Annotated in this window: 9 protein-coding genes; 5 read left to right on the top strand and 4 right to left on the bottom strand. The window is 37.0% G+C overall.

The features are described from left to right. Nucleotides 1-2: 2 nt before the first annotated feature. Nucleotides 3-1361 carry a M20/M25/M40 family metallo-hydrolase gene (locus DUT69_RS03080; protein WP_113651661.1) on the bottom strand — a complete coding sequence of 453 codons (1359 nt, stop codon included), beginning with the start codon at nt 1359-1361 and terminating at the stop codon, nt 3-5. A 168-nt stretch (nt 1362-1529) separates the two neighbouring features. On the opposite strand from DUT69_RS03080, the gene DUT69_RS03075 reads away from it, so the two are divergent. Next, nucleotides 1530-3113 carry a M28 family metallopeptidase gene (locus DUT69_RS03075; RefSeq protein ID WP_240186646.1) on the top strand — a complete coding sequence of 528 codons (1584 nt, stop codon included), beginning with the start codon at nt 1530-1532 and terminating at the stop codon, nt 3111-3113. A gap of 105 nt (nt 3114-3218) precedes the next feature. Here DUT69_RS03075 and DUT69_RS03070 read toward each other — a convergent pair whose 3' ends face one another. From DUT69_RS03070 to DUT69_RS03060, 3 genes are all read right to left on the bottom strand, one after another. Further along, complete coding sequence (locus DUT69_RS03070; protein WP_113651659.1) at nt 3219-3587, bottom strand: hypothetical protein; 369 nt, start codon at nt 3585-3587, stop codon at nt 3219-3221. Between the two features lies 1 nt (nt 3588). Then, entirely contained in the window at nt 3589-6150 is a 2562-nt protein-coding gene (locus DUT69_RS03065) for a hypothetical protein (protein WP_113651658.1), read from the bottom strand. A gap of 187 nt (nt 6151-6337) precedes the next feature. Then, nucleotides 6338-7738, bottom strand: a complete 1401-nt coding sequence (locus DUT69_RS03060) for an MBL fold metallo-hydrolase RNA specificity domain-containing protein (protein WP_113651657.1) — start codon at nt 7736-7738, stop codon at nt 6338-6340. A gap of 149 nt (nt 7739-7887) precedes the next feature. Here DUT69_RS03060 and DUT69_RS03055 point away from each other — a divergent pair, with 149 nt between their 5' ends. The 4 genes from DUT69_RS03055 to DUT69_RS03040 are packed head-to-tail and all read left to right on the top strand — an operon-like array spanning nt 7888 to nt 12090. Continuing rightward, nucleotides 7888-8265: a BlaI/MecI/CopY family transcriptional regulator gene (locus DUT69_RS03055; RefSeq protein ID WP_113651656.1), complete on the top strand. Its 378-nt coding sequence runs from the start codon at nt 7888-7890 to the stop codon at nt 8263-8265. Continuing rightward, nucleotides 8262-10220, top strand: coding sequence for a TonB family protein (locus DUT69_RS03050; protein WP_113651655.1), 1959 nt, complete (start codon nt 8262-8264; stop codon nt 10218-10220). Before DUT69_RS03055 ends, DUT69_RS03050 begins: the two co-directional genes overlap by 4 nt. 11 nt (nt 10221-10231) lie before the next feature. Beyond that, the gene (locus DUT69_RS19410; protein WP_162796156.1) at nt 10232-11248 is read left to right on the top strand and encodes a TonB-dependent receptor plug domain-containing protein; all 1017 of its coding nucleotides are present in this window, start codon (nt 10232-10234) and stop codon (nt 11246-11248) included. Nucleotides 11249-11274: 26 nt separating this feature from the next. Beyond that, on the top strand, nt 11275-12090 hold the full coding sequence (locus DUT69_RS03040; RefSeq protein ID WP_113651653.1) for an energy transducer TonB: 816 nt from the start codon (nt 11275-11277) through the stop codon (nt 12088-12090). Nucleotides 12091-12257 lie beyond the last annotated feature (167 nt).

Below are 12257 nucleotides of genomic sequence, written 5' to 3'. Positions count from 1 at the left end.
GATTATCTGCCAGGTTTTGGCGTAACAACTAAACTTTCATGCCCACTCTCGTCAACAGATTGAACGCCGAAATAAAAGTTGTCTTTTGAATAGTTTAGCGTTGCAGAATTTTCCTTCACAAAAAACTTTTTCTCCCAAAACGGACTTGTAGTTTCACGCATCAATACATAATAACCTGCTGGAGTTTTCCCTTTTGGCGCCTCCCATTTTAAAGCCGTTTTGTTGGTTAAGCCCGAAGTTAAAACCACAACATTTTCCGGTTCCTGACTTGATAAAGCCAAATTAGCCATCACGGCCAAATTCATACGTGTTACTTTTTGCAAATAGTTATAATCTACATATTCTGGTAAATCGCCGAACTTAAATCCATTTTCTGTTCTTACATCTTGGTGTTGTCTGTTAAAATCTTCATTCATTTCGGTAATCCGCACTGCGGCAAAACCTTGCTGTGAAAACGGTGTATGGTCGCCACCTCTTAAAAAACGGTCTCTTCTGTAAATAAGTTTTACTTCTAATTGGTCAACATAACGTTCGGCAACCTCTTTAATATATCTAGCGGCTTGCCTAGCCTTGCCGTCATTATCTGTTCCGGCAGATTGCCTGGCAGCAACCTGAGCTGGTGTTTCAAGAGGAGAAACCCCTTCGCTAAAAACACGAACACTTTTGTTGTCTTTAATATCTGTTTCCATGCCGTAAGAATTTCCAACAATATCGTTGTTCATTAAGAGATGGACATTCCAGCCTTCGGTTTTAGCCCTTTTTGCCAAGTTGGTTGCACCGTAAAGACCTTGTTCTTCGCCAACCATGGCCACAAATACAATTGTCGAACTAAATTTATACTTGCTCATTATTCTGCACATCTCTAGCACCGCGGCTACGCCAGATGCATCGTCGTTGGCGCCCGGCGCAAAGTCTTTTGCATTCATTACGTCGGTAACTCTAGAATCGTAATGCCCCGAAACCATTAACATTCGTTTATCATTAGGGTCTGTTCCGGGCAAAATTGCAATTACATTTTTAAGCACAACTGGTGCTGTAATTCTTCTTCCATCAGCCTCTTGGATAAAAGTATCATAAGAAACCTGCAACGTACTTTTATTCTCCTTGCCATATTTTTCGAACTCGCTTTTAATCCAAGTTCTTGCCGCACCAATTCCGGTGGTTTTACTTAAGGTGTCGCTTAAAGTATGCCTAGTATGAAAAGAAACTAATTTTTTGATGATGTTTTCCAAATTTGTTGGCGAAACTTCTTTAACCATTTCACTAATCTTTGAATCTGCAACCACTGTTTGCTGAGAAAATGAGTTTTCGACTAAAATTAAAGTCAGAATTATAAAAAAGCTTACAAATTTTATCTTCATATAATGAAATTTAGAAAGAAAGATACAGCTTTTTTGCTTACAGCTACACACAGCCCAATAATAAGTTGAATCAAAACATGTAAAATTGTGAATAGAATGCGACAAGTAATCGGCATTTGCTGTAAATTCATACCTGTTAATTCAATCAACTAACAATAACGATAAACTATGATGAAAAAATTTACTTTTAGTGCATTGGCCGTATGCTTATGTCTTTCTTCTTTTGCGCAAGAGCCAGTAAACTCGGCTGTTATACAAAAGATCAGAACTGAAGGTTTAGAGAAATCTAAAGCTTCAGAAATCGCTTATAAAATTACCGATGTGGCAGGTCCACGTTTATCTAACTCGCCAGGTTTAAAAAGAGCACAAGATTGGGCAGTAAAATATTTCAATGAAATTGGGCTTAAGAATGTGCATTTAGAGGCTTGGGGCGATTTCGGCAAAGGATGGCAGGTAGACAAATATTATGCTGCTACCACTGCACCTTTTTACCGTCCAATTATTGCATCTCCAAAAGCTTGGACACCGGGCACTAATGGTCCAATAAAATCTGAAGTTATTTTAATAAAAGCTGATACCGTTACCGATTTGGCTAAATACAAAGGCAAGTTAAAAGGCAAAATCATTATGATTGAGTCTGTAACTATCCAGCCATTAAAAAATTCTTATAAAGCTGATGCAGTACGTTATACTGATGAGGATTTGGCCAAGATGGCAGCTGCAGAACTACCTGCTCCAGGTGCTGGTCGCCCGGGTGGCGGCAACCGTCCAGGTGCTGCTAACAATCAAATGGCTATGATGATGAAAATGAGAGAAACCAGAGCAGCTATTAACACAATGTTACTAGAAGAGCAAGTTGGCTTAATCTTAACTTACGCTCGCGGTAGCCATGGTACTTTCTTTACCAGCAATGGCGCTTCTTACAAGTTAGATGCTCCAGCAGTATCTCCAGAATTAGAAGTTAGCAGTGAAGACTACTTACACATTTTACGTTTGTTACGCGGTGGCGAGAAAGTAGAATTAGAAGCAGAAGTTAAAACTTCATTTTATGATAAAGACCCTAAAGGTTACAACGTAATTGCTGAAATTCCGGGAACAGACCCGAAATTAAAAAGCGAAATTGTAATGTTAGGTGGTCACTACGATTCATGGCACGCAGGAACTGGCGCTACAGATAATGCAGCAGGTTCTACCGTAATGATTGAGGCTATGCGTATTTTAAAAGCTATTGACTTTAAACCAAAACGTACTATCCGTATTGCATTATGGAGTTCTGAGGAGCAAGGTTTGTTTGGTTCTAGAGGTTATGTAAAAGAACATTTTGCAGATCCAGCAGATATGAAACCAAAACCTGAGCACGAAAAATTAAGCGCTTATTATAACTTAGATAACGGTACAGGAACTATCCGTGGTATTTACTTACAAGGTAACGTAGCTGCTAAAGATATTTTCCAAGCTTATTTAAATCCGTTTGAAGACTTAGGGGCAAAAACGGTAACTGTTGGCAATACAGGTGGTACAGATCACCAAGCTTATGATGCTGTTGGCTTGCCAGGTTTCCAGTTTATTCAAGATCCAATGGATTACAATACGCGTACGCACCACTCTAACCAAGATACTTTTGATCGTTTGGTAGAAGATGATTTGAAAAAATCTGCAACTATTGTAGCTTCTTTCGTTTATCATACTTCAGAACGTGCTGCTAAAATCCCTCGTAAAGAGATGCCTAAACCAGCAGCTCCGAGACAATAATATTTAGTACAAAAAAAGCTCCTTAAGAAATTAAGGAGCTTTTTTTAAGTGCGTATTTATGGCTATGTAAGGTAGCATACATATAGTTTAAATACAAGCAAAAGATTACTGGATTGGACTCACTACACATTGTCCCTTACCAACCCATATCCTGTTAGACATAACGCAAGCGCTTTTACTACCGGTTGTTTTTACATACTGAAATCCTTCTTTTACTTTAATGGTTATTGCAGAAGCTGAGGTTGGCGCTCCACAGCTAGGTGTTGAACTAACGTTAGTCATTAATTTTCCGACTAAGCGGTCATCAACATAAACTGATAGTGACCCACAAAACAGTGTTCGATCAGAATACAAGGTTAGTGTGCCTAATTCTGAGCCACTAGTACCTGATTCGACTAGTGTTTCTTTGTTGCACGAAATTTGAAATAACAAAAATAGCGCTACAACAATGATATATAATTTCTTAATTTTCATATTATTTAGTTTTAACTAGCGTGAATATTTTACCGAATCTAAAAGCCCATAGCGCTTTATTTTTTTTCTCCATATCATACTGAGGGATACCGCCAGAAACATAATTACCAGCGTACTCACCACTTATGGTAATTCCTGTCCCAACCGACAATTCTACAGCATAGGAATAGATAGGATTTTTAGTGAATGAATTTTTCAGAAAGGAGATTTGTTCAGTGAATATTAAAGCCCTAACGTATTTTTCGTTGTAATCATCCGAAATATCTATGTGTAAGCCACCTCCTACTTTGGTAAAGCCATACTTAAATTTACCCTTGGTAATTGCACCCCTTGCTCCGTCAGGAGTTAGTTCGTAGCCAGCATCTACTGCCGCAACATCGTTGTCAATTTCAAGATTCCCAAAACGCTCACCCATAGCACCTTCCATTGCCAGTTTAACTCTTTTTACACCTGCATTTATTTTTACCTTTCCATAATAAGAAAAGAATGTATTTTTTATGCCTGTAATAGGATTTACACCCAGTATGCCTCCACCAGTCAACCCAATGTCGACAAATTTATTTCTAAGTGCCCAGAAATCAAGCTCAGGTAAAATGTGAACTGGATCAAGTGACTTAACTGTACTTGAGGGCACATAACCTTCTGGATCTGTATTAACAGTAATCGGAATGCCCATGTAGCCTCCTGAAATGCGAACATTAAATCCCATGCTATTATTTCCATATTTTAACGCTTGCATAGAATCGTCTAACAAAGCTCCCATCGCTAAACCAGTAGATGCACCAGCAATTAAATTGTTAACTTTATTAGCTTCTTGTGCTTGATTTAACCTATTATTCAGATCGTATTGCTGAAAAGATGTATTTGCACCATCGTTGCGATTTAGCGAATTGATATAATTGATCGTACTAAAAGCATTTGCTGTTCTCTGTGCATTAAATTCCATTTTCTGAATTTTTAACATTACCCTATTCGACTCTTGATAAGTTCTACGCAACTGTTCATGCTCGGCATTAAACTCAACGCTGGTATCTAAAAATTCAGATTCCGATGCAAGCAAATCAATTTGTTGTAGAATATACTTATGCGTGCCCGAGCCATATTCAGCGTAGCCGAGTGCTTTTAAGTAAAGGTTTATCGCATCATTTACCACATCCGTTTTTACCAACAACAATTGCAGATAATCTTCATTCGCCTTTCTTCTTTTTTGCTCATTAAGCCCATCCCTAAATTCCTCCATATAGGAGTTTGAATCATACCACTCAGCTTTAACAACTAGGGCTTGGTTAGGGTTAATTGCTTCTGATTTAACCTTGGTGGTATTAGCCGCCTCTAAACTTTGTTTAAGTTTATCGGGATTAAATTCCATGACCTCTTCAATTGCCTCGATACGATTATCCAACGCCTTACGTTTTGCTTTCCTACGCTCTTTACGTTCTTCCTCCTTTTTCCTCTCTTTTCGATCTCTTTCTTCTTTTTCCTTTTTTTGCTGTTCTTCACGTTCCGCTTCTAGCCTGCTTCTGTCGATTTCAGCTAACCTGGCCAGCTCACGCTCTTCATTCTCCGCTGCAACCTTTTCCAATACTCTTTGCTCAGCTTCTTTCTGTAGTTTAAAATTGTTAACATCGGCCTTCAATTGGTCTAACTTTTTTTTATCTAAAGCCAAATCTGCATTAGATTTTTTCAAAGCCAACTCCTGCTCGTCCTTTAAGCGTTTAATTTCAACTGTCATTAAATCTACTTGTTGTTTTGCGTAGCTATCATTAAAGCCCGTAGCAAGTGCGCCTTTATAATTACTTAGTGCGTTAGTATAATCTTTCTGAGCTTTCGAGGTGGCAGCCAGGGCCATAAAAGCATCATACTGCCTTTTTTTATCGGCATTTTCCATTGCCTTTTTAATAACGCTAAGTTGTTGGTTAATAAATGACTCGTTCTGCTTGTAGCGTAATGCTTGCTTATACCTAGCTTCAGCTTGTAAATAATCTTTTATTGCAAAAAAACTATTTCCCTCGCTTAGCAATAAATCAAATTCTGCCTTCTCTCGTATCCCGGTTTCGTGTTTTGCTAAAAATTCATCTACCTCAAACCATTTGTTTAAGTTTTCTTGTATATAAGAATTTAACGATACACCTTCAACCCTCCATCCGGCTATATCGGCGAGTTCTGTTTTAGAAACATTTTTAAGGTATTGGCCGTCACCCAATATGCCCAAAGAAAATCCATCTATCGTGGTGTTAATTTCTTCTTTAAAAACAGACCTATAAAATACTTTGAGCGTAACGTTGGGGTAGCTAGCTCTTAAAACATTAAGCTTAGGCAACAGACCGGCAACCTGAGTAGCTCTATAAATTTTACCCTTATATTGGTAGCCATTGTCTGGGTTTACGTTTGTACTGGCAGCAAGCGCTAAAAACAGTTTCCCATCATACGGTATAAAGCGATAGCCTACCGTAGAAGTAGCTGTTGCGCTACGTTTGTTAAACGAACTTGTTAATTTAATTGATTGCGCAATGCAGTTGAGTGAAAATGCACCAAGCAGGATTAATAAGGAGATCTTTTTCAAAATATTTGCTTTAAACTATTGCAAAAAGACAACATAAAGCAGTTAAAAAAAATACCTAATTATGTGTATTTTTTTGTTTATAACGGAAAAAATCCTTAGTTTATAATATATTAAAATATAGGAGATCTGGCAAGAAGGCTTAATAAGCTAAATCGCTTATTATTTAATACCATAAGTTAAAAAAGTTCTACACCTCAAATTCCTGGTGCCTATCGGGAATTTCAATATGATTAAATCCTTTCTCTTTCAGCTTTGCTGCAAAAATCTGTTGTACATCATACTCGCCGTGTACCAAAAAAACCTTTTTAACTTTTGCGGGGTCCTGGCAGGATACAAAGTTTAACAAATCCTCGTAATCGCCGTGTGCACTCATAGACTGTATGCTTTGCACTTCTGCAATTACCTCAAACTGGTCGCCGTAAATGCTTACTTCTTTAGCGCCATTTTTTAATCTTCCACCTAAGGAATTAGGCTCGCAGTAACCCACCATTAAAATGGTGTTTTTGCTATCGCCGATGTTATTTTTAATGTGATGTTTCACACGCCCGGCTTCGGCCATACCAGAAGATGAAATGATTACACAAGGCGCAGGGTTGTTGTTTAAAGCTTTTGATTCTTCTGCATCTTCTACGTAATGCAGGTTTTTGAAATCAAACGGGGTATCGTCCACCTTTAAAACTTCTTCTACATTTTTATTGTAGTTTTCATCGTGCTCCTCAACAATTTCGGTGGCTTTGGCAGACAATGGACTATCTACATAAACTTTCACATCTGGCAGTTTGCCGTCCAAATCTAGTTTGTTTAGTACAAATAAAAGCTCTTGGGTTCTTCCAACACTAAAAGCCGGGATTATTACTTTTCCCTTTTTCTCTACGCAAGTTTTTAAAATAACCTGCAATATCGCCTCGGCAGTTGGTTGCGCATCTTTATGCAATTTGTCGCCGTAGGTAGATTCGAGCAAGATATAGTCTGCCTGAGGAAAGGGTTGTGGTGCTTTTAAAATCAAATCTCCATATTGGCCAACATCTCCACTAAAGCACAACTGCGTAGTTTTTCCATCTTCATTAATAGTTAGATTTACTGAGGCACTACCGATAATATGGCCCGCATCTATAAATTTTAGCGAAACATCGTCAGTTAATCTAGTTTCGTTATCATAATCTACCGATACAAAGTAATCCAATGCTTGTAGTACGTCTTCCTCCTCGTATAAAGCTTTTTCTAAAGGCAAACCTTTTTTAGCAAGTCGCTTGTTTTTATACCGCACATCGCCAGCTTGAATCCTAGCAGAATCTAGCAATAAAATTTTTGCCAGTTTTTTAGTAGCCGTAGTACCGTAAATAACTCCTTTAAAACCTTTGGCAATTAATCGAGGTATCAAGCCACTATGGTCTATATGCGCATGAGATAAGATTAAAAAATCTACCTCTGCGGCGTTGAAGCCAAATTCATCATTTAAATCGTCTGTTTCCTGCCCCATTCCTTGAAACAAGCCACAATCCAACAAAATTTTTGTGCCATTATTTAAGGTAATTAGGTGTTTACTGCCAGTTACGTTCCTAGCTGCGCCATGAAAAGCTATTTTCATTTATTTCGGTTTTTATTTATCCAATGATAAGAAAATAATTTACTAAAAGTTTTGAAAACTAAAATATTAGTTTTAAGTTTATAATATGGTATTCATTTAAGCTTATTGAATATCAGCAAAGTAGAGCTAAAGTTATAAAAACAATAACCATGGAAATTAAAGATTTAACAAAGGCAGAGGAACAGATCATGCAAATTGTGTGGCAATTGGAGAAATCATTTGTTAAAGAAGTGATGGATTATTTGCCCGAGCCAAAACCGGCCTACAATACCGTTTCTACCATTATTAGAATTTTGGAAGTGAAAGGTTTTATAGGTCACGAGGCTTTTGGTAAGGCGCATAAATATTACCCATTAATAAGTAAAGAAGAGTACAAAAAACATGCTACAGAGAAACTGCTTGGCAACTATTTTGAGAATAGTGTAGAAAGTATGTTCTCGTTTTTTGTTAAAGAAGAAAAGTTGGATTTAAGTGATGTGGATGAAATTTTAAAAATGATCAACAAATTTAAAAACAAACCAAAATGAGTTGGGCACATTATCTCTTACAAGTAAATATTTACTTGATTATTTTTTATTGCTTCTACAAACTACTGTTAGATAAGGAGACTTATTTTGTATTAAACCGGTTATACTTGGTTTCGTCAGGAATATTCTCTTTAGCTATACCCTTTTTGCGCTTTGAGTTATTTAGCAAAAAAGTAGTAAGCGATACTTTATATGTCAGCGTAAGCGAGATAAATACTGTTGTAACCAATTATGCAATTTTACCGCAAACCCAACAGCAGTACGACTGGGGACGTTTAATTGTAATCATATACCTTATCGGCTCTTTGTTTTTTTTACTAAATTTTGCTTATCAGTTATTTGCAATTAATAAATTATTTAGCAAAGCTGATGAGAATAATGCCTTCTCTTTTTTTAACAGAAAATCTGTTTCGGCAGGTTTGCCTGGGCATGCTACAGTAGATTTGCATGAAGACATCCATATTAAGCAATTTCACACCGTGGATGTAATATTTTTCGAAATTTTAGGAATTATAACCTGGTTTAATCCAGTGATTTATTTCTATAAAAAATCAATAAAAAACATACACGAATACTTGGCTGATGAAGCCGCTGCTAATTTTCAGGGCGATAAGGAACAATACTCGCTACTACTTTTAAGCCATGCTTTTGGCGTAAAACCAAACAATTTAACCAATGGCTTTTTAACAAAGTCGATGATTAAAAAGCGGATTTACATGTTGCACAAAGAACGCTCTAAAAAAACTGCGGTGCTAAAGTATGGCTTGTTTGTGCCGATTTTTGCAATTGCCTTAACACTTTCTTCTGCAACTATCAGAAAAAATGATGGCTTATTGGCAATGGCTGACAAAATTCCGTTAAACGAAGTAAATACGGTTGTAGAAACAGCTTGGGAAGCACCTTTAAGTGTAATAAATCTATCACCACCACCGACACCTAAAGATAGCGTTGCAAACTCGGCCCCTACTACAAATGTAACCCTAGTTGATAATCCTTCTATAAATATCGAACCAGAAGCTAAAGAGCAATGGAGTGGTTTTTATAAACATTTAGGGAGCCTAATTAAGTATCCCGAAGAAGCGGCAAAAAAACAATTACAGGGATCAACCATTGTTACGTTTTCTGTAAAAAATGGCTATATCACAAACCTGAATATCCCTCAAGAATTAGGAGATGGATTTGATGAAGAAATAAAAAGACGTGTTAATTCGTTCGACGAATATTTAGAAAAAGATGGCAACTATAGCTTGAAAGTGAATTTTAAGTTATTTGATGCCAACGTTCCGTCGAAAAATGAAAATATTTCATCACCTGATGGCTTTACAGCTTTACAAAGTATAAATATTGTAGGCTTTAGTCCTAAAGAACAAGCTAGCGAACCTGTCTACTCATTTCATTCTATGGAAGTTCCTCCAGAATATCCGGGAGGAATAGCCAAATTCTACGAATTTTTAGGCAAGACGATTAAATATCCAGTTTTAGCAGCGGATAATGAAATACAAGGAAATGTTTTCATGTCGTTTGTGGTTGAAAAAGACGGCTCGTTGAGCGATATTAAGATTGATAGGAAATTAGGGTATGGAACCGATGAAGAAGCAGTACGTGTACTAAAGTTGAGCAGATCATGGAATCCGGGAATGCAAAACGGCAGGCCTGTTAGGGTAAAGTATAATATTCCAATCAAATTCTCTTTGGGCAATATGGATAGAGAACGCAAATTAGCAAGTGTCGCAATTAGATCAACCGGCAGTAATGATCCTTTAGTTATGGTAGATAACGAAGTTAAAGATATGAGTGCCATTGCCAAACTCGAATCTAACAATATAAAATCAGTAAACGTCTTTAAAGCGCCTGTATCAACATCGCTTTATGGCAAAAGTGCAGAAAATGGCGCAGTAATTATTACCTCTAAAAAAATACCAAAACCAGCCGTTACATTAGTTAACCGAAATTAAAAATGCTTAGTATGAAAAATTTATTAGTCAAATCCATTTTATCGCTACTACTTTTCGTATCGTTTAGTAGTAAAGCAGAAACAGTTTATAATGATAGTCCAGAAGCTTTATATAAACACTTAGGTAGTTTTATAAAGTACCCAAACAAGGCTTCTGTGGAGCATTTACAGGGCAACAGTTTAATCCTTTTTAGCGTTGCTAACGGAAAAATAAGCGACATTAAAGTTGAAGCAGAACTAGGTGGCGATTGTGATGGTGAAGTGGTAAATCGCTTATTATCTTTTAAGGGTTACAACGAAGTTAAACCCGGCAAATATGCGCTTAAAACAACGTTTAAACTTGAAGGCGCAACTACAGCTAAGAAAAATGAAACTGTTAATATTCCTCAAGGATACCAGGAACTAAAGTTAACTATTGTTGGATTTGCTACACGCGACGTTGGTGTTAGTGGATTCGGTCAGAAATCTAAAAGTGGCGGCGATGTAATGGGTATTTCAATAAAACCAATAGATGGAACTGCACCTAAAGGACTTGTTTTAAGAGGAAGCGGAACCTGGAACACAGACAAAGCTCCTTTAATTATTTTAGACGGAAAGCACATTGACAAAAACACCTTGGATGGATTAAATCCGAATATGATTGAAAGCATGACTGTTTTAAAAGATGCGTCATCTACGGCAATATATGGTAAAGAAGGCGTTAATGGTGTAATTGTTATTGCCTCAAAGCTAAAATCGGGCGAAGCAAGTGACATTTTGGGCACGAGCTTTAAGCCTTTAAATGGAACTGAATCGTCTGGCTTAACCATTAGGGGTTACGGTAATTGGGATAAGGAAAAAGCACCACTAATTATTTTAAATGGGCAAACTATCGATAACGATACGCTCAAACAATTAGATTCAAATACAATTGAAAGTGTTTCGGTACTAAAGGATGCATCTTCAACCGCACAATATGGCACAAGTGGCGCTAATGGTGTAATTATAGTTACCACTAAAAATAACGACGACAAAAAGCCTAAAAACTAACCTAACCACAATTTAAATTTTTATTCATGAAAAAGTTCATTTTCTCATCGCTATTTGCGGTGACCATGCTAAACTTGTGCCCAAAAATAACGTTGGCACAAGACACAGAAAACAAAGTTTATAAGTTTACTGAATTAGAAAACCCACCAAATTATCCAGGTGGAATAGCGAACTTCTATAAATTTTTAGGTCAAAATATTAAATATCCTGCGGACGCAGTAAAAAATAATATTCAAGGAAATGTGTTTATCTCTTTTACGGTAGAAAAGAATGGCGCCGTAAGCGATATCAAGGTGGATCGTGCGCTTGGGCACGGAACGGATGAGGAAGCTGTTAGAGTGATTAAATTAGCAGGTATTTGGAATCCTGGAACCATAAATGGAGAGCCGGTAGCAACAAAATATAACATACCTGTTAAATTTTCATTGAACAAGAAAACTGGTGCATCAACAAAACCTAAACAGCCTACTAGCAGTTCGATTACAAATAATGATAACAGAACCTACAGTTTTACGTCATTGGAAAACCCACCTACGTTTCCAGGTGGTATAAAGGCTTTGTATCAATTTTTAGGAAAGAACATAAAATACCCAGTGTTAGCTGCAAAAAATGGTGTACAGGGCAATGTATTCGCCACTTTTACAGTAGAAAAAGATGGATCCATTACAGACATCAAAGTGGATAGAAAAGTGGGCTACGGAATAGATGAAGAAGCCGTAAGAGTTCTTAAAACTAGCCCTAAATGGATTCCAGGATCTCAAGATGGCATGCCGATTCGGGTTACTTATTCTATACCAATTAAATTTGCATTAGAAGGCAAAGCGCCTGTAAGTAAAAGCTAATAAACCAAGACACATATAAGCCTCTCAAACAAAAAACCCCATGCTAAATAGCTGGGGTTTTTCGTTTTTTAGTATTCTCCTTTGTCTCGGACAACTAAATTTAATTATTTAATCGAACAAAAACAAATCAATTTTTAATTCCTAGTTAAATTTTCAAACTGAAAACC

Source organism: Pedobacter namyangjuensis, from assembly GCF_003313325.1.
GTDB classification, from domain to species: Bacteria; Bacteroidota; Bacteroidia; order Sphingobacteriales; family Sphingobacteriaceae; genus Pedobacter; species Pedobacter namyangjuensis.
Note: the sequence above shows the minus strand (reverse complement) of the source record. Positions and strands in the feature narration are given on the sequence as shown.

What these genes read in the sequence shown, in the direction of transcription:
- DUT69_RS19410 (WP_162796156.1), top strand. Translation starts at nt 10,232, where the DNA reads ATGAAAAATTTATTAGTCAAATCCATTTTATCGCTACTACTTTTCGTA.
- DUT69_RS03050 (WP_113651655.1), top strand. Translation starts at nt 8,262, where the DNA reads ATGAGTTGGGCACATTATCTCTTACAAGTAAATATTTACTTGATTATT.
- DUT69_RS03055 (WP_113651656.1), top strand. Translation starts at nt 7,888, where the DNA reads ATGGAAATTAAAGATTTAACAAAGGCAGAGGAACAGATCATGCAAATT.
- DUT69_RS03075 (WP_240186646.1), top strand. Translation starts at nt 1,530, where the DNA reads ATGATGAAAAAATTTACTTTTAGTGCATTGGCCGTATGCTTATGTCTT.
- DUT69_RS03060 (WP_113651657.1), bottom strand. Translation starts at nt 7,738, where the DNA reads ATGAAAATAGCTTTTCATGGCGCAGCTAGGAACGTAACTGGCAGTAAA.
- DUT69_RS03080 (WP_113651661.1), bottom strand. Translation starts at nt 1,361, where the DNA reads ATGAAGATAAAATTTGTAAGCTTTTTTATAATTCTGACTTTAATTTTA.
- DUT69_RS03070 (WP_113651659.1), bottom strand. Translation starts at nt 3,587, where the DNA reads ATGAAAATTAAGAAATTATATATCATTGTTGTAGCGCTATTTTTGTTA.
- DUT69_RS03040 (WP_113651653.1), top strand. Translation starts at nt 11,275, where the DNA reads ATGAAAAAGTTCATTTTCTCATCGCTATTTGCGGTGACCATGCTAAAC.